Source organism: Blastococcus sp. TF02-8 (assembly GCF_003319175.1).
GTDB lineage: Bacteria > Actinomycetota > Actinomycetes > Mycobacteriales > Geodermatophilaceae > Blastococcus.
Genome location: NZ_QOHK01000001.1, coordinates 138,368 through 163,760 on the forward strand (window position 1 = coordinate 138,368; position 25,393 = coordinate 163,760).

The following is a 25,393-nucleotide window of genomic DNA, read 5'->3' on the forward strand; positions in this document are numbered from 1 at the left end:
CGTCAGCGCATCGACGGCGGGCGCAGCGCCTCCGGGACGACGGCGGTCTCGCCGGCCTCGGTGCGCGCGGCGGGCACGCCCTTGAACTTGTACGGCACGGTGCCCACGCCGGGCTGGATCACGTAGGCCGCACCGGGCTCACCGGACTCCCAGGCCATGATCATCGCGTCGGCGACCTCCTCGGCGGTGAGCACCGGGAAGCCAGCGGCGGTGAACTGGTCGCGGATCCGGTCGATGATCGCCGTGTCGGCGAACCCGGGGCAGATCGCGGTGATCGTCGTCCCCTCGGCGGTCAGGCGAGGCGCCATGGACCGCACGAACGCGATGGCGCCGCCCTTGGCGACGCTGTAGCCGGGGTCGGTCGCCATCGGCGAGAGCCCGGCGAGCGACGCCGTCACCACGATGGCCCCTCCCCCGGCCCGCTGGATCGCCGGGCGGGCCGCCGCCACGCCGTAGACCACGCCGAACAGGTCGATCTCGACCACGCGCATGAACTCCTCGAGGTCGAGGACGTCGTCGCTCTTCGCGGCAGAGATACCGGCGTTGAGGTAGGCGGCGTCGAGCCGGCCGTGATCGGCCTCGATCCGCGCCACGAGTGCCTCGTTCGCGGCGCGGTCGGTGACGTCGAGGACGGCGAACTCGCAGCCCAGGTCGGCGGCGACCTGACGGTTGCGTTCGCTGTCGAGGTCGGCGAGGACGACGGTGACCTCGCGCTCGCGCAGCTTCTTGGCCAGGGCGCGGCCGAAGCCACCGCACCCTCCGGTGATCAGCGCGACGGAACCGGGGCCGGGAGTGTTCTGGGTCACCCCGCCATCATGCCGAGCGCAGGAAGCGGTCGAGCACCCGGATGCCGAACGTCAGCGACTCGACCGGCACCCGTTCGTCGATGCCGTGGAACAGCGCGGCGAAGTCCAGGTCCGGTGGCAGGCGCAGCGGCGAGAACCCGAAGCACCGCATGCCCAGGCGCTGGAAGCTCTTGGCGTCGGTGCCGCCGCTCATCGTGAACGGCACCGGACGTGCGCCGGCGTCCTCCTCCTTGAGCGCGGCGACCATCTGGTCGACCAGCGGGCCGTCGAACGTCGTCTCCACCGCGGGGTTGTGCACCAGCCACTCGCGCCGCACGCCCTCGCCCAGCAGGGCGTCGAGCTGCCGCTCGTACTCCTCCTCCTGGCCGTAGAGGAAGCGGCCGTCGACGGTCGCGCTCGCGGTGCCGGGGACGACGTTGGCCTTGTAGCCGGCCTGGAGCATCGTGGGGTTGGCGGTGTTGCGCAGCGCCGCGCCGATCATCCGGCTGAGGCTGCCGAGGCGGGCCAGGGCGACCTCCGGCTCGGCGGGGTCGATCTCGATGCCGTAGGCGTCCTCGACCGCGGCGATGAACTCGCGCATTGGCGGTGTGAGGGTGAGCGGGAACCGGTGGTTGCCGACGCGCGCGACGGCCTCGGCCAACCGGGTGACGGCGTTGTCGTCGTGCACGAAGGAGCCGTGACCGGGCTTGCCGCCGACGGTCAGCCGCATCCAGCCCATGCCCTTCTCCGCGGTCTGCACGAGGTAGAGGCGCAGGTCGTCGCGGACGGTGATGCTGAAGCCGCCGACCTCGCTGATCGCCTCGGTGCAGTCGGCGAACAGGTCGGGGTGCTCGTCGACCATGAAGTGCGCGCCGAGCCCGCCGCCGGCCTCCTCGTCGGCGAGGAAGGCCAGCACGATGTCCCGCTCGGGCTGCACGCCGGTGCGGGCCCAGTCCCGGACCAGTGCCAGGACCATGCAGTCCATGTCCTTCATGTCGACCGCGCCGCGGCCCCAGATGTAGCCGTCCCGCTCCTCGCCGGAGAACGGGTGCACGCTCCACTCGGCCGGATCGGCGGGGACGACGTCGAGGTGCCCGTGCACCAGCAGCGCGGGCCTCGACCGGTCCCGCCCCGGGATGCGGGCCACCAGGCTCGCCCGACCGCGCTCGGACTCGAAGATCTGCGAGTCGATGCCGACCTCGTCGAGCTTGGCCGCCACCCACTCGGCGGCCTTCCGCTCGCCTGCGCTGGTGGCCGTCTCCCCGGTGTTGGTGCTGTCGATCCGGATCAGTTCGGAGAGCAGCTCGGCCACCTCGGCCTGCGCCCCGACGAGGGGTTCGACGGGGGGCTGCACGGTCGGCTCGGACATGCCGGTGATCGTGCCACCGGGGGTGCGTGAACGCCGGGGACGCCTCCGTTATGCTTCTCCCTGACGCCCTCTGGGGCGCCGCACCTTGTCCGGGTGGCGGAATGGCAGACGCGCTAGCTTGAGGTGCTAGTGCCCTTTATCGGGCGTGGGGGTTCAAGTCCCCCCTCGGACACTCGACCGCCCCGGCGTTCCTGCAGGTCAGGAGCCCGGGGCGTTTCCATGTCCGGGCCTGCGAGGCCCTCGTGATACCGCTTTGATACTTCGTGCACTTTCCGTCAGCCGTCGAGCAGCGCGGCGAACCGCTCGGCCGCCTCGCGGCCCATCCCGGGGTGTACGTGCTGGTAGACGGTGAGCGTGATCATGGCGCTCGCGTGACCGAGGCGCTCGGAGACGACCTTCACGGGAACGCCGTCGGCGAGCAGCAGCGTGGCGTGGGTGTGGCGCAGATCGTGCAGCCGGATCGCCGGCAGGTGGTCCTCGCCCAGCGCCTTGCGCGCACGTGCCAGCTGACCGGCGAAGCGGCGGGAGAACCGCTCCGGATGCCGGTGGCTGCCGTCGAGCCCGCTCAGCACGAGCGCGGAATCCCGGACCAGCTCGAGGGTTAACAGGCCGCGGGCCGCCCGGTAGTTGCGAAGCGCGGCCACCGTGCCCGCGTCGAGGTCGACGACCCGGGACTGTCCGGTCTTGGTCGGGCCCTCGACCAGCTGCTCGCCGGCGCTCTTGACCTTCACCACGCCGACGCTGCGACGCACCGCAAGCCTGCCGGCGTCCAGGTCGACGTCCCGCCACCGGAGGGCCAGCGCCTCACCGCGGCGCATGCCGGTGGCCGCGAGCAGTCGCCAGCCCATCGCCAGGTCCCGGTCATCGGCCTCGGCCCAGGCCAGGAAGCGGTTGAGCTCGGCCGCGGTCCAGGCCTGCATCTCCGGGGGCCGAGCCTCTGACGGACTGGGTGGTGTCGCACGGTCAGTCGGGTTGACCGCGAGCCGCCCCTGTCTGACCGCATCGCTCAGGGCTGACCGCAGGATCGTGTAGACGTAGCGCACGGTGCGGGCCGACAGTCCACCCTGGCCGTCAGCTCGACCGGACTCCTCGAGCTTCCGCATCCAGGCGTCGACCGCCGAGCCGGTGAGACGGGCAACCATGTGCTCACCGAGGTATGGGTCTATGTGCAGTCTGATGTTCTTCCGGTAGGACGACAGCGTCGAGGGGCTCAGCCGTTGCCCCTGGATCCACTCGGCGAGGTAGGCGTCGAGTCGCTGCTTCGACGGCTCGACCCACTCCCCCACTTCAGCCTTGCGGATCTCTGTCCGCAGCGCCCTCGCTGCCTCCTTGCGAGTCGTGAACCCCCGTTTGAGAACTACGCGCTTCGACCCGTCCTCGCGCTGGGCCGTGAACTTGATGAGGAAACGCGGACCCGCCTTGGTCTGGTACTCGCTGATTCCGCCCTCACCTGCCTGTCGCCGCCGTGGCTTGGCCACACCGACCTCCTGTCTCCGGTCCCGTCGAGTGATCCGACGTCACGACGCACGGGTCCACCGGAGACCGGTTAGGTCGCCGCCCTGGACTCCCGCTGTCGCGAGTAGGGCACGTCCGGCGTACTCCCGAAAGGAGACCTCCAGGTGACGAATCGCCCATCCGTGGACAGCACGCGGCCTGTGGATTCGGGTGTCTAGCCTCGAGCGGCACCGCAGACACCCGTCACCGGAGCATGACGCTGATTCTCCAGTTCTTCTCCGGTAGACCACTGGAGGGCGAGGTTCCGGGCCCGCCTCGAGCGCGCCTCTCCCCAACTCCACAGGGCCACGGCGCGGGACGCTCGGACTGACTCATCTCGAAACCTTGACGGTTGCTGTGAGTCACGGTTGGGTTGCGCCACTCGGCGCCCCACAGGGAGTCGATGGACGCGTCGGCAGATCGTCCGGCGCCTGCCTTAATGGAGCGCACACTTGCTCACACGAATCGGCAAGGTGACGGCGTTGGCCGCCGTCGGATTGCTCGCGACGGCGGGACCCGCCTTCGCGCACAGCGATGACGGAGCCATCGACAATGCGCAGGCCACCCATGGCCACGACCTGCACGACCAGCACGGCGGCACCGACGGCCACTTGGCGCCCGTATCGGAGAACGTCGAGCTGATCAGCAAGCTGCAGCTGAGCAATGTCGAACCCGGAGGAATCGGTCGAACCCGGAGGAATCGCCGACGTCGCGGTTTACGGGGACTACGCCTACCTGGCCGCCTGGGGCGGGGAGACCTGCAAGGCCAACGGCATCCACGTCGTGGACATCTCCGACGTGACCAACCCGCGGGAGGTCGCGTTCGTCCCCTCCAAGGAGGGCAGCTACCCCGGCGAGGGCATGCAGGTCACGCACATCAGCACCCCGTCGTTCACCGGCGATGTGCTGGTGACCAACAACGAGATCTGCAAGGACACGGCCGGCTTCGGCGGCATGAACATCTACGACGTCACCAACCCGGCGCGTCCGAAGCCGCTTGCCGTGGGATTCGGTGACACCAGTGCCGGTGGCAACAACCAGAAGAAGACCGCCAACGAGATCCACAGCGTCTTCGCCTGGGACGCGGGCAACAAGGCCTATGCGGTCATGGTCGACAACGAAGAGGCCGCCGATGTCGACATCGTCGACATCACGAACCCCAAGAAGCCGGTCCTCATCGCTGAGTACGACCTGGCGACTCAGTTCCCGCAGATCCTGCAGCCGGAGCAAGGCCTCGACGAGGTCTTCCTGCACGACATGATCGTCAAGGAGATCAACGGCCGGTTCATCATGCTGGCCTCCTACTGGGACGCCGGCTACGTGCAACTGGACGTGACAGACCCCCTGCACCCGATCTACCTGTCCGACAGCGACTTCACCAACCCGGACCCGGAGGCCGCTGAGAGCGGCCTCACGGTTCCGCCGGAGGGCAACGGTCACCAGGGCGAGTTCACGCTGGACAACCGGTACGTCATCGGCGCGGACGAGGACTTCGGCCCCTACGCACTCACGGCGCGGAACGTCGACGACGGCACGGACATCGAGGCCAGCCAGGGCAGCGGGACCACTCCGCTCGAGGAGGGCGACACGATCACCGGTGAATCCGTGTTCGTCGGTCGTGCGTGCCCGGGCGATCCTGCCGTCCCTGCTGGTGACGGCACGCAGATCGCGGTCGTCGAGCGTGGCGTCTGCGACTTCACCGTGAAGGTGGCCGCAGTGGAGGCGGCCGGCGGCTACTCCGCGATCCTCGTGTTCAACCGGACCGCATCGGACGGCTGCAACGGCTCCCTGGGCATGACCGTCGAGGGCGGGATCCCCACGTTCGGCGTCGCGCCGCGTGAACAGGGCTTCGCGATCTTCGACGTGGAGAACCAGTACGACGACGCGGCCTGCCTGGCCGGGGACGGCACCCAGCTCGCGCCCATCCCGGTGGGGACGACCGGGGACACGCTGGCCTTCTCGTCCTACTTCGACGGCTGGGGCTACGTGCACCTGTTCGACTCCACGTCCATGAGCGAGCTGGACACCTACGCCATCCCGGAGGCACACGACCCCGCCTTCGCGACCGGCTTCGGTGACCTGTCCGTTCACGAGGTCGCCACCTCGAAGCTCGACCCGAACCTCGCCTACCTGTCGTACTACGCCGGCGGCCTCCGGGTCATCGACGTGAGCAGCGGGGAGATCGAGGAGGTCGGAGCCTTCATCGACCAGGGAGGCAACAACTTCTGGGGGGTGGAGACCTTCGTCCAGGACGGCGTCGAGTACGTGGCCCTGTCCGACCGGGATTACGGGCTCTACATCCTGAAGTACGCGCCCTGACCTGAGTCCGTGAGGCCGGTTCCGCTCCGCGGAGCCGGCCTCACGGCTGCTCGGGGACTTCCCCGACCGGTGTAGGCCGGTCTCGTTGGCGGTGACCCGAGGGGCGTCGGTGGGCAAGCCCTGAGGAGACGATGAGGCGGGGCCTCGGTCACATCAGTCGGCGCAAACTTCGCGGCGGTCGCGCAGGTCGCCGAGGTCGACGTCGGTTGGCCACTTTCGCCGTCCGGTGCCTTGTCGGACAGCACCGATGCGTGGGACCTTAGGCTCTCTACTATCCGACTTAGGATGGTTCTCCGGGTCTCAAGCCGCCGCGCATGCTGATCGCCGTAACGACTACGAAGGGACCAACGATGAAACGACAGCATCTGGTGCTCTACGGGGCCGCTGCGGCGGTCCTGGTCATCGGCGCGGCGGCGTTCGGTGTCGCACCAGGCACGCTCTTCGCTCTCGCTTTCCTCGTCCTGTGTCCCGCCATGATGATCTTCATGATGGGCGGCATGCGCGGCGGCAGCATGGGCCACGGCGGCGACGACGACGGTGTGCATCGGCATGACAACGTTGGCCCGTCCGGCGACCGCTCGGGCGGTGACGCCCGGTGATGTGGTGGTACGGCGAGGGCTCGCCCAGCGGCTGGACCTATGCGTTGATGACCCTCAGCATGATCCTGTTCTGGGGCCTCATCATCTACGGGGTTGTCTGGCTCTTGCGCTATAGCGGTCGAGATGACGCACCGGAGGCGCGGAAGCCGACACCAGAAGACCTGCTGGCCGAGAGGTTCGCCCGAGGCGAGATCGACGAGCCCGAGTACCGACAGCGGCTTGAGACCTTGCGCCATCACCGGTTGCCCACGGCCCCGCTCTAGACCGGCACGCGCGACGGACCCATGACAGCTACACCCTGCACGGAAGCAGCCCGTGAGGGAGACGACCGCCGACGCCGCCTTCCACGGATTGTGAGAGAAGAACGTCATGGAGGTCCCAGTCGTCGCGTCGGTTAGCGCCGGCTGATGTCCTCAGGAGCGGCCATCGACGGGCACCCGTCGGCGATGCGGATGGTGGCGGTTACAGCCACGTGGGGCTTGTGCTTCGTCCTGATCTCCTGGGGGTTGCGCGACGCGCCCGTGCTGTGGTTCGCCGCGCTACGATCCGGCGTGGCCGGGGTGGCTCTCTTGGCCTACGGGAGCTGGAAACGACGACCCACTCCCCGGTCCCGGGGTGACTGGGGGTTGGTCGGCGCTCTGGCTGCGACCAACGCGGGGCTCGCCTTCGCGGCGATGTTCGCTGGCGTGGCCGGGCTGACTACCGGGGCGGCCGCGGTACTGGCCAACGCCCAGCCGCTGCTCATCCTGCTGCCGGCCTGGTGGCTGTACAGGGAGCCGGTTTCCCCCCGCACCGTGGTAGCGCTCGCTGCCGGCTTCGTCGGTCTGGTCGTGGTGGCCGGTCCGGGCGGAGGAGGCACCGGGGCGGCGTTGTCGTTGCTAGCCGCCGCCGCCATCACCACGGGCACGCTGCTCGTTCGGCTCACCGGCCACCTGGACGTGGTGATGGTCAGCGGCTGGCACTTCTTGCTTGGAGGGATGGGTCTGAGCGTGGCCGCGGCCGCCGTGGAAGGCAGCCCGCAGATCACCTGGACCCCGCGCTTCGTGGCCGTGCTTGGTCTGTTGTCGCTGGCCGGTACCGCATGGACCTTCCTTGTCTGGTTCCGAGAGGCGCAGCGGTACCGGCTGAGTCTGCTCTCCGCCTGGACGTTCCTGACCCCCGTGTTCGGCATCGGGTTCGGCGTGCTGCTGCTCGGTGAGCGGCCGAGCGGCTGGACCCTCGCCGGGCTCGCCATGGTGCTGATCGCGTTGTGGTTCGTGCTGCGCCCTGGGACGGATCCGATCAATCCTGGTACGGGACCGGACCGGGGCCAGGGCGCCAGTGCGATGTCCGGGTCGTGATGGACGACCTCGGCGGTCGCCAGGCCAACGCTGAGCCTGCGGCTCGGGCATCGTGTGCCTGCGCCGTCGGCGAGACCGTTGTGGCCGGAGCCCGACCGAATTGCCCCATCCATCCCCGTTCCGCCTGTGTCGCCGACTTGACCACGCCGGAAGACCGACTGGCCACGTTGCGCCAGGCCGTCGCCGACGAGACGGAACCTCTGGTCACCGTCACCCACCTACTGCGGCTGTGCCGCGACGAGCATTCCGTGCTGTGGTCGAGGACCGATGATCCCGTCTGCTGCGCACGCGTCGACCACCTGCTGACCGAGTTGTCCAGAGTGCTGCCGGCGCCGGGCATGGCAGCAGACCTCGCACCGGAAGTCCGAGCAGCCTTGGCCGATGCACTCGAGCCGGTCGACGACACCCCGGTGGTGGTCGTGGCCCGCGCGCTGGCGGAGATGATCGACGAGCGATACGGCCACACGTTCTCGGCTTCCTTCGCCCGACGTAGCCCCTACCAGCCGCGTGTCGGTGACCCCCTGCCGCTCGACAGCCCTGACCTCCGCGTCGTGACCGCGTTGCCACCCACGCCCCCACCCTGGCGGCTGGCCAACCGACTCGACGGAACCAGACGACTGCGGCTCGCCGGAGAATGGGCGACCCAGTTCCGCGTGATTTTCGACTACTCAGCGATGCATCTTCTGAACGACCTGGTCACCACTGACACCGTGGTGGCCACCTGCCATCCCAACGTACGAATGGACGAAATCCGACTCCCGCAGGATCAGCGAGGGCGCTCCTTCCCCGTCGGACCAGCAGATCTTGACGCGCAACGGAGCCGGATCGACTCGGTCATCTCCGCGGCGGTCGCAGCGGGGGCGTCGATCGTCGTCCTCCCGGAGCTGTGCGTCACCGAGGCTCTGGCATGGGAACTGTCCGGGTGGGTCCGGAGGGCTGACGGACCGCGGGTGCTCGTAGCCGGCAGCTACCACCACGAGGACCCACCCCCGGGGGCGAGCGCCCAACCGGCACGGCGCCGCAACACGGCGGTGGCGTGGGTGCGTGGCCTCGACCGTCCGCTCCTGCACGACAAGCACTCCCCCGCCGATCAGCCGGTGGACGAGGACCTACAACCCGACGGCTGGCCGGAGCTGCGCATCCACGTCACGGCGGATGGATGGCATCTCGCCCTGGCCATCTGCCGCGACTTGCTCAACCCACACGCGCTGCAGGCGCTGACCGAAGCGGGTGCCAACCTGGTCCTCGTCCCCGCGATGAGCGAGACCCTCGTTCCCTTCGGCGGGCCAGTCGGACAGTTGGTCGGTGACGATCAGGCACTCGTCGTGGTGGCAAACAACCCGGCCCAGTGGCCGTGGCCAGGACATCCGGTCGTTCACCGGCCCGCGCGGGCGCTCTTCGGCCACCCGGGGTACGGCCAGCTGACCCGGTCCGTGTCCGCCGACGACTCCAAGTCCGGAGTGGTGGTTCTGCAGGTGCACTCCGGGGATCTGCGGTGGCTGCCCGTCGAGGCGTCGGCAACCGAGCACGGCGATCTCCAACTACCTGGCGACGAGCTGCGGGCACGCGCCACACCCGCCTGGGCGCACGTCATCGCCCGGCAGGTGGCGCGGGTTCCGTTCGACGAGCAGTGGTCCCCGACGGTGCACCTGCGTAACGCCGCGGTCCTCGTGCTCGTCATCGACCGCCCCGACGGGCTCCGCGTGCTGATGACCCGGCGGACGCGGGACCTCGTCGACTATCCGGGAGAGATGGTCTTTCCCGGCGGTGCGGCCGACTCCGGCGACGACGGTCCCGTGGGCACCGCGCTGCGCGAGGCGACTGAGGAGACCGGCCTGAATCCGTCCAGCGTGCAGGTTCTCGGGATGCTGCCGCGACAGGCACTCGTCGAGAGCGGATTCCTCGTGACCCCCGTCCTGGCATGGTCGGCCGATCCGGCTTTCCCTCGCGGGACGAACCTGGCGGAGGTCGACACGCTCGCCGAAGTCCCCTTGGGGGACGCGTCCCCGGACGGCGTAACGGCTGCCGACAGCGGCCGATTCGGTCGGATGACCGTCGGGCTCCTCCGGCAACTCGAGACACTGCTCCGCGACCGCGGATGAACCAGGCCGGCGCGTTCAGGCGAGGGTGACCCGCTCGTCCAGATAGACGTCCTGGACAGCGTTCAGCAGCGCGACCCCTTCGTCGAAGGGCCGGGAGAAAGCCTTGCGCCCGGTGATGAGCCCCATGCCACCGGCGCGCTTGTTGATCACCGCGGTGCGGACGGCGACGGCGAGGTCACCGACGCCAGCCGATCCGCCCCCGGAGTTGACCAGTCCGATTCGTCCGGCGAAGCAGTTGAGAACCTGCCACCGGCACAGGTCGACGGGATGGTCAGTCGTGAGCTCGGCGTAGACGCGGGGGCTGGTCTGGCCGACGCCGAGTGCCGGGTAGCCGCCGTTGTTCTCCGCCAGCTTCTGCTTGATCAGATCTGCCTCCAGGGTCACGCCGATGTGGTTGGCCTGGCCGGTCAGGTCGGCGGCCAGGCCGTAATCCGGACCGCCCTCGGGTGCAAAGGCCGCGTTACGCAGGTAGCACCACAGCACGGTGAACATGCCGTGCCGGTGGGCCTCGGCGAAGGCCTCACCGACCTCCTGGATCTGCCGATCCCACTCCGCCGAGCCGAAGTAGATGGTTGCGCCTACCCCCGCAGCCCCCAGGTCGAGGGCTTGGCGGACGGAGGCGAACCGGATCTGGTCGTAGTGGGGGGGTACGTCAGCAGTTCGTTGTGGTTCAGCTTGACGATGAAAGGGATGTGGTGGGCGTAGCGGCGGGAGGCGAGGCCGAGCACGCCCAGTGTGGTGGCGACGGCGTTGCAGCCGCCCTCGACGGCGAGGCGGACGATCTCCAGCGGATCGAAGTAGCGAGGGTGGGTGCGAACGAGGCCGCCGCCGAGTGCTCTACCCCCTGGTCGACCGGCAGAATGGACACGTAGCCGGTGCCGCCCAGGCGCCCGGCGCCGAGCATCCGCTGAAAGTTGACGAGCACCCGCGGCGGTCGGTCGCTGCTGGCCAGGACCTCGTCGACGTAGCCCGGCCCGCGCCGGGTCAGCACGTCCCCCACGCCAGTCAGCGAGCGATACCGGAGCAGCGATTCGGCCTCTTCGCCCAGCAGCGCCTCGATGTCGGTTCCCATGGTCCCTACCCTGTGATCGTCGTGGCGGCGCCCCCGGGGATCGCCGCACGAGTCGAGTCGGCGCGCGCGGGGAGGTCGACGTCGATGGTCTCTCCCCCGCGCAGGCTCAACTCGGCACCGCCCACCCGTATGCGCACCGGCGGGGCCGAAGCGCAGGGATGCGCCGATACCCGTAGTTGCCCGTGGTCGAGATCCACGTCGATCCGCTGGCCGCGGAAGCGGGCCTGGAACCGCACCCGGCGCAGCTCTGGGGGTGGGCACGGGTCGAACGCAAGGACGTCGCCGCGGATGTGCAGGCCGGCGAAGGACCGCATAACGATATCCACGGTCCCGGCCATGGCACCCAGGTGCACACCCTCCTTGGTGGTGCCACCCTGGGTGTCGTCCAGGTCGGCGACCAGGGCGTCTCGAAAGGTTCCCCAGGCACGTTTCGGATCTATCCCGGCCAGCACGGAGGCGTGGACCACCCGGCTGAGGGTGGAGCCGTGGGCCGTGCGGGCGAGGTAGAAGTCCACCGTGCGCACGAGCGCCGTCGGCTCCATCGCATAGCCCAACCGCCCGAGCAGGTCACGCAGCTGGTCGCCACCGAGCAGGTAGACCAGCATGAGAACGTCGGCCTGCTTGGCGAGCTGGTAGCGGTTGGTGCTGTCCCCCTCCGCCTCGAGGATCAGGTCGAGCCGCCCGATGTTTCCGTAGGTGTCCCGGTACCGGTTCCAGTCCAGCTCGGCCAACTGCTCGTAGCCGTCGAACTGGCTGATGACGCCGTCGATGTGGAAGGGAACGGCCATCCGGCGGCTCATGTGCTCCCACCGGTGTTCCTCGGCGGGACCGACCCCGAGCCTTTCGCGAAGGTCGTCGCAGTCGTGGCCGCCGAGGATCTCGAGGGCGTCACCGGCGCGTGCGCAGATCCAGGCGGTCAGCACGTTGGTGTAGGCGTTGTCGCGCAGGCCGCTGCCGGGCGTGCCGGGGTAGCCGTCGTGGTACTCGTCGGGACCCATGACCCCGCTGAGGTGGAACCGGTCGTCGACCGAGTCGTGCGTGGCCATGGCGGCGAACAGCCGCGTCACCTCGATGATGAGCTCGGCGCCCCGCTCGGCAAGCCAGGCGGTATCCCCGGTGGCCTGGTAGTACAGCCAGGCGTTGTAGGCCACGGCGAGGCCGACGTGCCGCTGGCGGCGAGAGTTGTCGGGCATCCAGCGGCCCGAGCGCAGGTTGAACAGCTGGGCGGGGGTCTCCTCCCGACCGTCGCTTCCGCTCTGCCAGGGGAACAGCGCCCCAGCCAGGCCCGCGTCGGCGGCCGCCTGGCGGGCTGCGCCGAGCCGGTGCCACCGGTAGTCCAGCAGCGCTCGAGTGACGTCGGGGAGGTGCATCGTGATCACTGGGAGGACGAAGAGCTCGTCCCAGAAGACGTGCCCGCGGTAGCCCTCGCCGTGCAGCCCGCGCGCTGGGACTCCGGCGTCGAGCTCCGCGGTGTGCGGGGAGACCGACTGCAGCAGGTGGAACTGGTGCAGGTTCAACACCAGGTGGGTCTCTCGGTCTGCGTCGAGCGTGACGTGGAACTGCTGCCACAGCCGCTCCCACGCCGCGGCGTGGCCTGGCAGTAGGCCGCTGACACCGGCGGGGGCGCGAGCGAGCTCGGCCAGCGCACCGGAGCCCGCCGTGGCCACGGCCGGGTCCCGTGAGGACACGACGGCGACGGTCTTGTCGATACGGAGCGGCACTCCGCTTCGGACGTCGACCTCGAGTCGGTGCGCATATCTACCCTCGACGACTGATTCCAGCCGGTGTTCCTTCGACCTCCCCACGCCGGTGACGGTCGTCCGCGCCGCGGTGGCGATGGTGATCCGGCTGGTGGTGGTGACCGCCTCGACGAGCAGCACGTCGGGCTCCACCTGCCGGCCGGTGACCTCGCCGAGGTGCCGGTCGGCCAGGCCGGCGTACTCGGCGACGTTCCTATTGCGCACCGTCGCGTCGATGCCGGATCGAACCTCCATCCGGCCGTTCCAGCCGAGGGGGACGACCGTGGTCTCCAGGGCGGCGAGGTGCTGGTGCTGCATCGACACCAGCCGCCGCTGTGTGATCTGCAGCCCGCGGCCGGCGGAGTCGGTGAGCTCCACCTGCCGGGTGAGCAGGCCGCGGCGCAGATCCAGCTCGCGCCGCTCGCGCACCGGGGTCAGCCCGCCTTCCGACCACCACGCCCCCGCATCGGTGCGCAGGTCCACCGGCAGCCAGTTGGGGGCGTTGACCAGGTGCTCGTCCTCGACCTCCCGGCCCTGCACAGTGCTGGTGAGCCGGTTGTAGACGCCCGCCAGGTACGTGCCCGGGTAGTGCACGCCGTCGGCGGCGCGTTCCGGCGCCGCGCCGCGGGTGCCTTGATAGCCGTTGCCGAGGGTGGTGAGCGCCTCCCGGTGGCCCTCGTGCGCCGCGTCGAACCCCTCGTAGGCCAACACCCACGGGTCGGTTCGCAGCACCCCGAGGTCGAGTTCGCCGACGTCGTCCAGAACCAGGTCAGCGCCGGCGGCCTCGAGGTCAGCCCGGGTACTCGCCCGCGTGATGCCCACGACCAGGCCGAACCCGCCCTCCCGGGCGGCGGCCACGCCGAACGGTGCGGTGTCCACGACGGCGATCCGCGCCGCCGAGGCGTCCAACTTCGAGGCGGCAGCCCGCAGAGCGGTCGCAGCGGGGCCTTCCGATCCGCGGGAACTGCGCACCACTACCTCGAAGTCCTGTGCCAGCGCGGCCTCCTCCGACGGAGAACCCGGGCTGCCGGCGATCATCAGGGCGACCGGCACCCCTCCGGTCCGGAGTCTGGTGAGGAGGTCGGCGGCAGAGGCCGAGAACCGTAGCTGCCCCGGCGCGTTCGCCAGAATCGTGTCCATAGCGAAGACGACGGCGTCGAACGGAGGCGCAGCGCCGGCCGGTCGTACAGGTAGCGTTCCGGCGGCTGCCGGCCCGGGTGTGCGCGACCGGGTCGGCAGCCTCACGGGTAGCCCGCCGGGGCCGCCGACGGCCTCTGCTCGCCGAGCACCTCGGTGACCTGGCGGCGGATCTCGAGGTCCTCGCGGGCGGTGACGACGACGCTGCCGGCGGCCGCGCCGGGCGCGGTGATGTCAGCGTCCCCGGCGGCCACCCGATTGACGTCCGGATCGACGGCGAGGCCGAGGTGGGTCAGCCGCTCGGCGGCGGCCTCCCGCACGGACCAAGCGTGCTCGCCCACGCCGCCGGTGAACACGAGCAGGTCCAGCCCACCGGTCGCTGAGGTCATGGCCGCGATCTCCCGGCACAGCCGGTGCAGGTAGACGTCGAGAGCGAGCGCGCAGTCGGCGTCCCCGGCATCCCGCCCTGTCAGCACGTCCCGCAGGTCGCCGGACGTGCCGGTGAGCCCACGCAGCCCGGAGTCGTGCTCCAAGACGTCGGCCAGTTCGGGCACCGGAACGTCCCCGTGCTCCAGCAGCCACAGCAGCAGCCCCGGGTCCACTGTGCCCGGCCGGGTGTTCATCACGAGCCCGGCCAGCGGGGTGAAGCCCATCGTCGTATCCACCGAGACGCCGTTTCGGACAGCGGCCAGCGACGCCCCCGCGCCGAGGTGGGCCGACACGATCCGCAGCGCGTCGGGCGGACTGCCGACGATCTCGGCCGCCCGGCGCACCGCGTATGCGTGCGAGAGCCCATGGAAGCCGTAGCGACGCAGCCCCCACCGCTGGTTCCACTCCCGCGGCAGCGCATAGGTGTGCGCGGCCGGCGGCAGGGTGGTGTGGAACGTGGTGTCGAAGCAGGCCACCGCCGGGACGTCGGGCAGCAGCTCCTCCACTGCCCGGATGCCTGCCAGCGCCCGCGGGTTGTGCAGCGGCGCCAGGGAGTTGATCGACTGCAGTCCCGCGACCAGCCTCGGATCGATCCGCGCCGGGCCAGTGTGGTGGGGGCCGCCGTGCACCACCCGGTGGCCCACCGCGTCGACCGGCCCGCAGGTCACGAGGAAGTCCGCCAGCGGCTCGAGATCTCCCTCACCCTGCCAGCGCTCGATGCTGACCGCGGCCGTGACGGCGCCGCCGCCGTCCAGCCGGGCGAGCTTGAGGCTGCTGGAGCCGGCGTTGACCACCAGGACCCTCATGCCGACTGCGGCTCCACCAGCGGCCCGGGAGCCTCGGTGACCGGACCGGGGTGCCCGGACCACGACCAGTCCCGGATGTCCGGCAGGTCCTCGCCGTGGGTCCGGATGTACTGCCGGTGCTCGATGATCCTGTCGCGTAACCGGTCCCGGGCGTGCGCGGCGACGTTCCCCAGCCGCGGGACCCTGTCGATGACGTCGATGGCCAGGTTGAACCGGTCGATTCGGTTCAGCACGCACATGTCGAACGGCGTGGTGGTGGTGCCCTCCTCCACGTAGCCGCGCACGGCGAAGTTCTTGTGGTTCGTCCGCCGGTAGGTCAGCCGGTGGATCAGCCACGGATACCCGTGATAGGCGAACACGACAGGCTTGTCGGTGGTGAACAGCGAATCGAACTCGGCATCCGACAGCCCGTGCGGGTGCTCCCGGTCGTCCTGCAGCCGCATCAGGTCGACCACGTTGACCACGCGCACCCGCAGCTCCGGGAACAGCCCCCGGAGGATCTCCACCGCCGCCAGGGTCTCCATGGTCGGCACATCACCGGCGCAGCCCAGGACGACGTCCGGTTCCTTGCCGTCGTCGCTGCTCGCCCATTGCCAGATGCCGATCCCCTTGGTGCAGTGCCTGATCGCGGCGTCCATGTCGAGGTACTGCAGGGCCGGCTGCTTGCCCGCCACGATCACGTTGACGTACTGCCGGCTGCGCAGACAGTGGTCGGCCACCGACAGCAGCGTGTTGGCGTCCGGGGGCAGGTAGACCCGGATGACGTCGGCCTTCTTGTTCACGACGTGATCGATGAAGCTCGGGTCCTGGTGCGAGAAGCCGTTGTGGTCCTGCCGCCACACGTGCGACGTCAGCAGGTAGTTCAGCGAGGCGATCGGCCGCCGCCACGGGATGCCGTTCGTGACCTTCAGCCACTTGGCGTGCTGGTTGACCATCGAGTCGACGATGTGGATGAACGCCTCGTAGCAGGAGAAGAACCCGTGGCGGCCGGTCAGCAGGTAGCCCTCCAGCCACCCCTGACAGCTGTGCTCGGAGAGGACCTCCATCACCCGCCCGTCCGGGGCCAGATGATCGTCGGTGGACCGCCGCTCCGCGGCCCAGGTGCGGTCGGTGGCATCCAGGATCGCGCTCAGCCTGTTGGAGTTGTTCTCGTCGGGGGCGAAGACCCGGAAGCTCGTCATGTTGTTCCGCATGACGTCGCGCAGGAAGGTGCCCAGGACCCGGGTGGCCTCCACGGCCCCGGTCCCGGGGTGTTCGACCGGGACGGCGTAGTCGCGGAAGTCCGGCATCCGCAGCGGACGCAGCAGCAGTCCGCCGTTCGCGTGCGGACTGGCGCTCATCCGTCGCGTGCCGACGGGATGGAGGTCCCGGATCAACGCGACCGGCGCGCCGTCCTCGTCGAACAGCTCCTCCGGGCGGTAGCTGCGCAGCCACTCCTCCAGCACCTGACGGTGCCTATCGTCGCCACGGGCGTTGGCGAACGGGACCTGGTGAGACCGGAACGACCCCTCCACCGGCAGGCCGTCGACCTCCTTCGGCCCGGTCCAGCCCTTCGGGGAGACCAGCACGATCATCGGCCAGCGCGGCCGGCTGACGTCGCCGTCCTCGCGAGCCCGCCGGTGGATCGCCGCAATCTCGTCGAGGCACCGGTCGAGGGTGGCGGCGAACTGCTGATGCATCCGCGCCGGCTCCGCGCCCTCCACGACATGCGGGTCGTACCCGTACCCACGCAGCAGCTCCAGCAGTTCCTCCCGCGGGATGCGGGCCAGCACGGTGGGGCTAGCGATCTTGTAGCCATTCAGGTGCAGGATCGGCAACACCGCGCCGTCCCGGGCCGGGTCGAGGAACTTGTTGCCGTGCCAACTGGTGGCCAGGGGGCCGGTCTCGGCCTCCCCGTCGCCCACCACCGCCGTCACGATCAGGTCCGGGTTGTCGAACGCGGCGCCATACGCGTGGAACAGCGCGTAGCCCAGCTCCCCGCCCTCGTGGATCGACCCGGGCGTCTCCGGCGCCACGTGCGACGGAATGCCGCCGGGGAAGGAGAACTGGGTGAAGAGCCGCTGCATCCCCGCCTCGTCCCGCGACACCTCCGGGTAGACCTCGGAGTAGGTCCCCTCGAGCCATGCCGAGGCGACCGGCCCGGGGCCGCCGTGCCCCGGCCCCATCACGTACATGGCGTTCAGGTCGCGGCCGGCGATGACGCGGTTGAGGTGCGCGTAGATGAAGTTAAGGCCGGGCGTGGTCCCCCAGTGCCCCAGCAACCGCGGCTTGACGTGCTCCGGTCGTAGCGGCTCTCGGAGCAATGGGTTGCCCATGAGGTAGATCTGGCCGACGGACAGGTAGTTCGCCGCCCGCCACCAGGCGTGGATCGCGGCCAGCTCCTCCTCCGTCAGCGGTTCGGCAGCGGTCTCCTCCGGTGCTTCGGTGACGACGTCCATGCGTGCGGGCCTCCTGATCTCTTCAGCGGCTAATCGGTCCGAAGTCTCACGTGCCGGCGGTGGGCTGACGGCCCTGGCTGCCCGGCTGCCGTGGTGATCCTTGCCGGTGTTCACAGGGCGGCGGCAGACGAACCCGCTGACGTCCCCCGTCGGACCGCGCCGTCCGCCTGAGCTGGTAAGCCGTCACGCCACTGGACGCGCCGGCGCCCCCACGGTCCCGACGGACCGGCTCCGCCGGCGGGGTAAGGCGCCGCCTGCCGGCTGGTGCGTGTGGCCCGGCCGAAGACCCACCCCACGGCGGCGAGAAGGCCGACGAGCCAGCCCAGGGCCAGCGCCAGCGGCCACATCTCGTCGAACGACGGGGTCAGTGCACCGTCGATGAGGAGCCGACTGGCTCCGTACCCGGGCAGGGTCCGCGCCCAGTCCGGTGGAACGGGATGCAGCATCGCGCTCTGCTCGATGCCCAGGTCGATGAAGGGCAGAAGGAATGCGATCAGGACTCCGCCGACCCGGCCGAACACCGGGCCGAGCAGCGCACCGATCATGGCATAGGTCAGCGCGATCAGGACGTTCCCGAGGACATAGACGTCCCATCGAGCCGGGTCGAAGACCAGCGCGGTGACCGCCAGGGAGGCCGCGGTCGCCAGCAGCGCACCGGCCGCCACGACGACCAATCGAGCGCCGAGCAGGCTGGCCGGACGGAATCCGGCCAGCGCCAGACGCTGGTCCGGCCGGCGGGAATCGAGAACGGTGAAGAGCCCGGTGAGCGCAGCCAGCGAGCCGATCGCGATCGGCGCCATCGTGCCGCCGTGCACATCCGGAAGCCACACGCGGATGTCGATGAGCCTGCCTCCCTCCCACGCCTTCATGATCGCGAACTCGCCGGGGGTGGTGGCCACCGCGAGGAGGACGAACACCATGGGCACGGCCACGAGCAGGGGCCAGAGCACGCGGTTGCGGGCAGCCTCCCGTAGGCCCATGCCGATCCCGGCCACCAGTTGCCCCGGCATGGAATTGCGCGCCGTGGGCCGTGGCCGGACGAGGCGACTGGTCCTCACGATGACCGCGGAACCGACTGCGAGGGCCGCAGCGACCCAGGCGAGCGCCCAGCCGAGGTCGCCGAGCTGCCCACCGTGGCGAGAGGGGAGGTCCACCGCCCACAGGGTGACGAAGTGAGTGGGGAGACCTCGAGTCAGGGCCAGGTCTGCGGCGCCCAGCACGGGGCCGAAGAAGACGTCGAGGATCCACACGAACAGCACCAGCACGGTGCCGTTGACCGGGTCGCTCACCAGCGCGCCGACGAGAGCCCCGATCGCGAGGTAGACGACCGCGAACATGAGCGTGCCCGCGATCACGCGGGCGGGCTCGTCGCCCAGCCCGGTCCGTACGGCCAGGGCCACCAGTGCTCCGGCGGCCGCGACCAGTGCCAGCGCCAGGCCGGTGAGCCCCCGTGCGACGAGCAGGCGGGCCGGGGACAGGCCCGCCAGGACCAGGCGACGGTCGGGGGCACGGGCACCGCGGATCTGGAAGTACATGGCGATCGCCGCGATGAACCCCGCCGCCCAGCCGGCGGTCGCCGTCTGCACCGCCGGGCCGCCCGGGCCGCCGAGCAGCTTCGCGGCGTCCGCCAGAGGTGCGGCCGCGACGACGACGAACGTCACGGGCACCACGACCAGCACCAGGAAATTGACCGGCGTCCGAGCCGCCTCGAACAGGAACCGCCGTGCGAACGGCAGTGCGCTCATCGCGGGACCGCCAGCCCGTCCTTGAGCTCCACCACGCGGTCGAAACGCTCCTCGTCGGTCACGAAGTGGCTGATCACCAGCACCGACCGGCCCGCTCGACGGCGGTCGGCGACGAGGTCCCAGAAGCGGAGGTAGGTGTCGAAGTCGAAGCCGGCGTAGGGCTCGTCGAGCAGCAGGACGTCCGGATCGGCGAGCAGCGCCAGCCCCAGGTTCAGCTTCGACAGCGTTCCACCGGAGAGCCGGTCGGCCCGGGCACCCGCGAAGCGCTCGAAGCCCAGCCCGGCGTAGATCTCCCGGCGCGCCCGCTGCTCAACCCCAGTAGGCAGCCCGTAAGCGTGGCCGAACAGCTCGAAGTGCTCATCGCAGGTCAGCCGGTCGTAGACGATCGGCTCCTGCGGGCAATAGCCCAGTCGCCCGTCGATGGTGACGGTGCCCGCGTCGGCGCTCAGGGTCCCGACGAGGATCTTCATCAGCGTGCTCTTGCCCGATCCGTTCTCCCCCACCAGCCCGACCACCTCGCCCGGGTGCAAGGTGAGGTCCGCGCCGCGTAGTACCGGCGTCTGCCGGCGCGCCGGCCAGAGCCCTCGCCGGTAGGCCTTCTCGATGCCGACCGCCTCGAGGAGCGGCGCGTCCCCTGCTGAACGCGGCCCGCTGGGAGCCGCTGGAGTGGCCGGGGGCTCGGGCTCGCTTTGCTCGCGGCGCTGCAGAGAGCGGGTCATGGCCTGTCGACCGATCGCCCTGCCGCCGTCAGGACCAGGTCGGCGGCCATCGCCACCCAGCCCCCGCCGAACCGGTCGTGGTCGGTCGAGAACATCATCGGCATCCCCGTCCTTCGTCACGCTGAGCTCCGTGGCGCCCGCGTGCACACACCCTCACGGCCGATGAACACCCGCGAAAGCGTCCAGAGGTCCCGTGCAGCGAGGCCGTTCAGCCCCAACAGGAGATTGGGGCGCCTTGCCGGACGCCGGCCACCACGGGTGCGGTCGCACATGTCGGCTTCTCCCTCGGCTGGCGGGCACGTTGCTCGCTGGTCAACCCCTGCCCGTCATCGGCCGCTGACGGGCGTCGGCTCCGGCTGCGGTGTCCGCCTACCCACGGGAGCGGCCGGCGCAGGGAGCGTGAGCCGCTTGAGCAGGAGGGCGTTCACCGCGACGATGAGCGACGAACCGGACATGGAGAGCGCCGCGATCTCGGGCCGGAGGACCAGCCCGAAGGCCGGCTCGAAAACACCGGCGGCGATGGGCAGCGCGATCGCGTTGTAGCCGATCGCCCAGGCCAGGTTCTGCCGCATCTTGTTCAGCGTTCCCTTGCCGATGCGCAGCGCCACCGGCACGTCCAGCGGGTCCGACCGCATGAGGACGACATCAGCGGTCTCGATGGCCACGTCGGTCCCCGCGCCGATGGCGATGCCCAGGTCGGCCTTCGCGAGCGCCGGCGCGTCGTTGACCCCGTCGCCGACCATGGCGACCCTCTTGCCCGACGACTGCAACTCGGCGATCTTGTCGGCCTTGTCGCCCGGCAGCACCTCTGCGATGACGGTGTCGATGCCAAGCTGACCCGCGATGCGCTCCGCCGTGGCCTGGTTGTCGCCGCTGAGCATGACGACCTCGATCCCGGCCTCGTGCAGCGCGGCCACGGCCGCCGCAGCGGTCTCCCGCGCGGCGTCGGCGAGGGCGATCACGCCGACACCCCGCCCGTCCACGGCGACCAGCACGGCCGTGCGCCCCGCAGCGGCCAGCTCGTTCCGGCGGTCGCCGAGGTCTCCGAGATCGACGCCCTCCGCGTCCATCAATCGGCGGTTGCCGACCAGGACCCGGCGCCCCTCCACGACGGCGGTGGCGCCGTGGCCGGGAACGTTGCGGAAGTCCGTCGCAACCAGGCGCTGGATGCCCCTAGCTGCCGCATGCTGGGCGACCGCCTGGGCCAGCGGGTGCTCCGATTCGTGCTCGACGGCCGCGGCGAGCGCCAGCATCTCGTCCTCGGCCATGCCGCGGGCGACGACGTCGGTGACCTCGGGCTCGCCCTTCGTGAGCGTGCCGGTCTTGTCCATGACCACGGTGTCGATCCGCGCGGAGGTCTCCAGTGCCGTCGCGTTCTTGAACAGCACGCCCCGCTGCGCCCCCAGACCGGTGCCCACCATGATCGCCGTCGGCGTAGCGAGACCCAGAGCGTCGGGGCACGTGATGACCACGACCGTGATGGCAAACAGCATCGCCTCCTGCACGCTTGCCCCGGCGAGCATCCAGGCGAGGAAGGTCGCGGCCCCACCGATGAGGGCGACGAGGACCAGCCAGAACGCCGCCCGGTCGGCGAGCCGCTGGCCGGGGGCCTTCGAGTTCTGCGCCTCTTGCACCATCGCGACGATCTGGGCCAGCGCGGTGTCGGCTCCGACCTTCGTGGCCCGCACCCGCAGTGTCCCGGTGGTGTTGATCGAGGCGCCGATGACCTCCGAGCCGGGCGTCTTGGCCACCGGCAGGCTCTCGCCGGTGACCATGGACTCGTCGACCTCGGACTCGCCCTCCTCCACCTTGCCGTCGACGGGGACGCGCGCACCGGGGCGGACCAGCAGCAGGTCGCCCACCTGGACCTCGGCGGTGGGCACCTCGACCGGCTCACCGTCGCGCAGGACCACGGCCATCGCCGGAGCAAGCTCCAGCAGGGTCCGGACGGCGTCGTTCGCGCCGCCACGGGCCCGCATCTCGAACCAGTGCCCCAGCAGCACGAAGGCCGTCAGCACCGTCGCGGCCTCGTAGAAGACCTCTCCCCCGCCGGTGAGGGTGACGCCGAGGCTGTACAGCCAGCCCGTCCCGACGCCCACCGCGACCAGGACCATCATGTCCAGCGTCCGGTTCCGCAGGGCTCGGTAGGCGCCGTCGAAGAAGATCCAGGCCGAGTAGAAGATCACCGGCAGCGAGAGGATCAGCGAGAAGACGTCGTCCCGGAGACCGAACGGAGCCGCGACCTCAAAGCCGAGCACCTCCCGGCCGATCGGCGACCACAGCAGGATGGGGATGGACAGCAGCGCCGCGACCAGGAAACGGTTGCGCATGTCGCGGGTCATGTCGTCCATGGACATGCCGGCGTGGTGACCTCCATGGCCCATCACGTCCTGCGGAGTACGCCCCTCCGACGTCGCGTGGCCCGCGTGCGCGTCGTGACCGTCGTGCATCGCCGGCGACGGAGGTTGCGGAGCGTGACCGTCGTGCGCGGCGTGGTCGCCGTCACCGCCGGCCGGTTCCCTCATCGGGTCGCAGACGTGCGTGGGCACCGACTGCCCGGCGCAGTGGTAGCCGCAGTCCCGCACCCAGTCGGATAGCTGGGCGACCGAGGTCCGGGCGGGGTCGTAGGTGACGTTGGCGGTCTGCGCGACCGGGTTGACCTCCACCGCGAGGACTCCGGGCCGCCGCGACAGCGCGGACTCGGCCACCGCCTTGGACGATCCCCTCAGCACGCCGGAGACCTCGATGACGGCGGTCGCTCCGGTCGCGTGGGCATGTCCTGGGTGACTGGGCATGACGCCTTCCCTCCTGTGCGTGTGAACGGCCTATCTGTCGCGCGAGGCGTCGGCCCGTACGGCCACGGGCTCCGGCGACGCTACTACCCGGCATAGCAGTGCCGACGCGTCTCACCGCTGGTTCGCTGTCACTGCTCCGTCCATCGGGCGGCCACTTTCCGGTCCATGAACGGCGGCGACGCCGCCGTCCGCCTGTGCCGAGGCCAGCGCCTTGAACCGCCGGAGGCGCAGGCTGTTGGAGACGACGAACACGGAGGAGAACGCCATGGCCGCGCCCGCGAGCAGCGGGTTGAGCAGGCCCGCAGCGGCCAGGGGCAGTGCCGCGATGTTGTAGGCGAACGCCCAGAACAGGTTGCCCTTGATCGTGCTCAGCGTCTTCCGGGACAGCCGGATGGCGTCCGCGGCGGCACGGAGATCGCCGCGCACCAGGGTCAGGTCGCTGGCCTCGATCGCGACGTCGGTCCCGGTGCCCATGGCGAGCCCCAGGTCCGCCTGCGCCAGCGCAGCGGCGTCGTTGACGCCGTCGCCGACCATGGCGACGACCTTCCCGTCGGCCTGCAGGCGCTTGACGACGTCGACCTTGTCCTGCGGCAGCACCTCGGCGACGACCTCGTCGATCCCCACCTGCGCGGCCACCGAGCGGGCGACCGTCTCGTTGTCACCGGTCAGCAGGACCGGGGTGAGCCCGAGGTCGCGCAGCTGCCGGATAGCCTCCGCGGAGGTCGGCTTGATCGCGTCGGCCACCACGAGCACGCCCCGCGCCGCGCCGTCCCAGGCCGCGACGACCGCAGTCCTGCCCTCGGCCTCGGCCGCCGACTTGACACGCTCGAGCTCGGCCGGCAGCTGCAGCGACCAGTCGGCCAGCAGTCGCGTCCGCCCGACGATCACGGACCGGCCGTCGACGACGCCCTGGACACCGAGACCCTCCACATTGGTGAAGCCCTCTACCGGCGGCAGCGTGCCGACGCGCTCCGTGGCTCCCCTGGCGATCGCCTGGGCGATCGGGTGCTCGGACGCGTCCTCCAGCGCTCCTGCCAGCCGCAGCAGCTCCTCGTCGTCCTCCCCGGCGGCGGGGACGACGTCGAGCAGCGTCATCCGACCGGTGGTGACGGTGCCGGTCTTGTCGAGGACGACCGTGTCGACCTTGCGCGTGGACTCGAGGACCTCCGGGCCCTTGATCAGGATGCCCAGCTGGGCGCCACGTCCGGTGCCGACCATGAGCGCGGTCGGAGTTGCCAATCCGAGCGCGCAGGGGCAGGCGATGATCAGGACGGCGACGGTGGCGGTGAACGCCAGCGAGACTCCGGCTCCGGTACCGATCCAGAATCCGAGCGTGGCCACCGCCAGGGCGATGACGATCGGGACGAAGATCCCCGAGACGCGGTCAGCGAGGCGCTGGACCTCGGCCTTGCCGTTCTGCGCGTCCTCGACCAGCCGCGCCATCTGAGCCAGCTGCGTGTCCGACCCGATGCGGGTGGCCCGCACGACGAGGCGCCCACCGGCGTTCACGGTCGCGCCGACGACGGCGTCGCCCGGGCCGACCTCGACCGGAACGCTCTCCCCGGTGAGCATCGAGGCGTCGACAGCGGAGGACCCCTCGACGATGACCCCGTCCGTGGCGATCTTCTCCCCCGGCCGGACGACGAACACGTCGTCGACCGCCAACTGGTCGACACTGATCCGTTCCTCCCGGCCGCCGCGGAGGACGGACACCTCCTTGGCGCCCATCTCAAGCAGCGCACGCAGCGCCGCCCCGGCCCGCCTCTTCGACCGCGCCTCGAAGTACCGCCCGGCCAGGATGGCCGTGGTGACGCCGGCCCCCACCTCGAGATAGATGTTGGCCGCGCCGTCGCTCGCCCCGATGGTGAGCTCGAAGGGGTGCGTCATGCCCGGCTCCCCGGCGGTGCCGAGGAAGAGCGCGTACAGGGACCAGCCGAAGGCGGCGAGGGTGCCCATCGACACGAGGGTGTCCATGGTGGAACTGCCGTGCCGGAGGTTCGTCCAGGCCGCGCGGTGGAACGGCAGGGCGCCCCACACGACGACGGGCGCAGCGAGGGTCAGGGACAGCCACTGCCAGTAGGTGAACTGCAGGGCGGGGATCATCGCGAGCGCGATCACCGGCACGGTGAGGGCCGTCGAGACGAGCAGACGCTGGCGTAGCGCCCGGACGGGTTCGCGGTCGTCCTCGGCGTCGGAGACATCGGCGGTCTGGGGACGGGGCGGCTCGGGCAGACGTGCGGAGTAGCCGGCCTTCTCGACGGCAGCCACCAGGTCGTCGGGCGTGACGTCACCGCCGTAGGTGACCTTCGCCTTCTCGGTGGCGTAGTTGACCGTGGCCGTGACGCCGTCGAGCTTGTTGAGCCGCTTCTCGATCCGCGCAGCGCACGACGCGCAGGTCATGCCGGTGATGGCGAGTTCGACCTGGTCGCCACCGTGGGCCGGTGTCGTGGCGTTCGTTGCGGAGCTCATCGGTTCTCCTGTCGGCTGCTCGGGTGTTGCGGGACC

Annotated in this window: 17 protein-coding genes and 1 tRNA gene; 6 read left to right on the top strand and 12 right to left on the bottom strand. The window is 70.4% G+C overall.

The window, feature by feature from the left end; translation table 11 throughout:
• Positions 1-2: 2 nt before the first annotated feature.
• The gene (locus DQ237_RS00700) at positions 3-806 is read right to left on the bottom strand and encodes an SDR family oxidoreductase (RefSeq protein ID WP_113796199.1); all 804 of its coding nucleotides are present in this window, start codon (positions 804-806) and stop codon (positions 3-5) included.
• Positions 807-813: 7 nt separating this feature from the next.
• Entirely contained in the window at positions 814-2,154 is a 1,341-nt protein-coding gene (locus DQ237_RS00705) for a M20/M25/M40 family metallo-hydrolase (protein WP_113796201.1), read from the bottom strand.
• Between the two features lie 87 nt (positions 2,155-2,241).
• Between DQ237_RS00705 and DQ237_RS00710 the strand changes: the two genes are divergently transcribed.
• Positions 2,242-2,326, top strand: a tRNA-Leu gene (locus tag DQ237_RS00710).
• A gap of 103 nt (positions 2,327-2,429) precedes the next feature.
• On the opposite strand, the gene DQ237_RS00715 is transcribed toward DQ237_RS00710, so the two are convergent.
• Positions 2,430-3,632, bottom strand: coding sequence for a tyrosine-type recombinase/integrase (locus DQ237_RS00715; RefSeq protein WP_113796204.1), 1,203 nt, complete (start codon positions 3,630-3,632; stop codon positions 2,430-2,432).
• Positions 3,633-4,311: 679 nt separating this feature from the next.
• Between DQ237_RS00715 and DQ237_RS00720 the strand changes: the two genes are divergently transcribed.
• The 5 genes from DQ237_RS00720 to DQ237_RS19860 all read left to right on the top strand — a co-directional run bounded on the left by DQ237_RS00720 (position 4,312) and on the right by DQ237_RS19860 (position 10,008).
• On the top strand, positions 4,312-5,967 hold the full coding sequence (locus DQ237_RS00720; protein WP_113796206.1) for a PA domain-containing protein: 1,656 nt from the start codon (positions 4,312-4,314) through the stop codon (positions 5,965-5,967).
• Between the two features lie 350 nt (positions 5,968-6,317).
• Complete coding sequence (locus DQ237_RS00725) at positions 6,318-6,566, top strand: DUF2933 domain-containing protein (RefSeq protein ID WP_113796208.1); 249 nt, start codon at positions 6,318-6,320, stop codon at positions 6,564-6,566.
• The gene (locus DQ237_RS00730) at positions 6,566-6,829 is read left to right on the top strand and encodes an SHOCT domain-containing protein (RefSeq protein WP_240619379.1); all 264 of its coding nucleotides are present in this window, start codon (positions 6,566-6,568) and stop codon (positions 6,827-6,829) included. Before DQ237_RS00725 ends, DQ237_RS00730 begins: the two co-directional genes overlap by 1 nt.
• Before the next feature lie 189 nt (positions 6,830-7,018).
• Positions 7,019-7,906 (top strand): DMT family transporter, encoded by an 888-nt coding sequence (locus DQ237_RS00735; RefSeq protein WP_240619380.1) that lies wholly within the window; start codon positions 7,019-7,021, stop codon positions 7,904-7,906.
• A 137-nt stretch (positions 7,907-8,043) separates the two neighbouring features.
• Complete coding sequence (locus DQ237_RS19860) at positions 8,044-10,008, top strand: NUDIX domain-containing protein (protein WP_205730013.1); 1,965 nt, start codon at positions 8,044-8,046, stop codon at positions 10,006-10,008.
• 15 nt (positions 10,009-10,023) lie between these two features.
• Here DQ237_RS19860 and DQ237_RS00745 read toward each other — a convergent pair whose 3' ends face one another.
• The 9 genes from DQ237_RS00745 to DQ237_RS00780 all read right to left on the bottom strand — a co-directional run bounded on the left by DQ237_RS00745 (position 10,024) and on the right by DQ237_RS00780 (position 25,357).
• A complete protein-coding gene (locus DQ237_RS00745; protein WP_240619381.1) occupies positions 10,024-10,638 on the bottom strand; it encodes a hypothetical protein in 615 nt (204 codons plus the stop codon).
• Positions 10,587-11,129 (bottom strand): hypothetical protein, encoded by a 543-nt coding sequence (locus DQ237_RS19865; RefSeq protein WP_369832175.1) that lies wholly within the window; start codon positions 11,127-11,129, stop codon positions 10,587-10,589. Before DQ237_RS19865 ends, DQ237_RS00745 begins: the two co-directional genes overlap by 52 nt.
• Positions 11,086-13,872 (bottom strand): glycosyl hydrolase family 65 protein, encoded by a 2,787-nt coding sequence (locus DQ237_RS00750; protein WP_205730015.1) that lies wholly within the window; start codon positions 13,870-13,872, stop codon positions 11,086-11,088. The genes DQ237_RS19865 and DQ237_RS00750 overlap by 44 nt, the downstream gene beginning before the upstream one ends.
• 188 nt (positions 13,873-14,060) lie before the next feature.
• Positions 14,061-15,191, bottom strand: a complete 1,131-nt coding sequence (locus DQ237_RS00755; protein WP_113796218.1) for an acetate/propionate family kinase — start codon at positions 15,189-15,191, stop codon at positions 14,061-14,063.
• Positions 15,188-17,629: a phosphoketolase gene (locus DQ237_RS00760; RefSeq protein WP_113796220.1), complete on the bottom strand. Its 2,442-nt coding sequence runs from the start codon at positions 17,627-17,629 to the stop codon at positions 15,188-15,190. Before DQ237_RS00760 ends, DQ237_RS00755 begins: the two co-directional genes overlap by 4 nt.
• A gap of 110 nt (positions 17,630-17,739) precedes the next feature.
• Positions 17,740-19,374 carry an ABC transporter permease gene (locus DQ237_RS00765; RefSeq protein WP_113796221.1) on the bottom strand — a complete coding sequence of 545 codons (1,635 nt, stop codon included), beginning with the start codon at positions 19,372-19,374 and terminating at the stop codon, positions 17,740-17,742.
• Positions 19,371-20,093 carry an ABC transporter ATP-binding protein gene (locus DQ237_RS00770; RefSeq protein ID WP_113796222.1) on the bottom strand — a complete coding sequence of 241 codons (723 nt, stop codon included), beginning with the start codon at positions 20,091-20,093 and terminating at the stop codon, positions 19,371-19,373. Before DQ237_RS00770 ends, DQ237_RS00765 begins: the two co-directional genes overlap by 4 nt.
• 326 nt (positions 20,094-20,419) lie before the next feature.
• Positions 20,420-22,888: a cation-translocating P-type ATPase gene (locus DQ237_RS00775; protein ID WP_113796223.1), complete on the bottom strand. Its 2,469-nt coding sequence runs from the start codon at positions 22,886-22,888 to the stop codon at positions 20,420-20,422.
• A gap of 111 nt (positions 22,889-22,999) precedes the next feature.
• A complete protein-coding gene (locus tag DQ237_RS00780; protein WP_113796224.1) occupies positions 23,000-25,357 on the bottom strand; it encodes a cation-translocating P-type ATPase in 2,358 nt (785 codons plus the stop codon).
• Between the last annotated feature and the right edge of the window lie 36 nt (positions 25,358-25,393).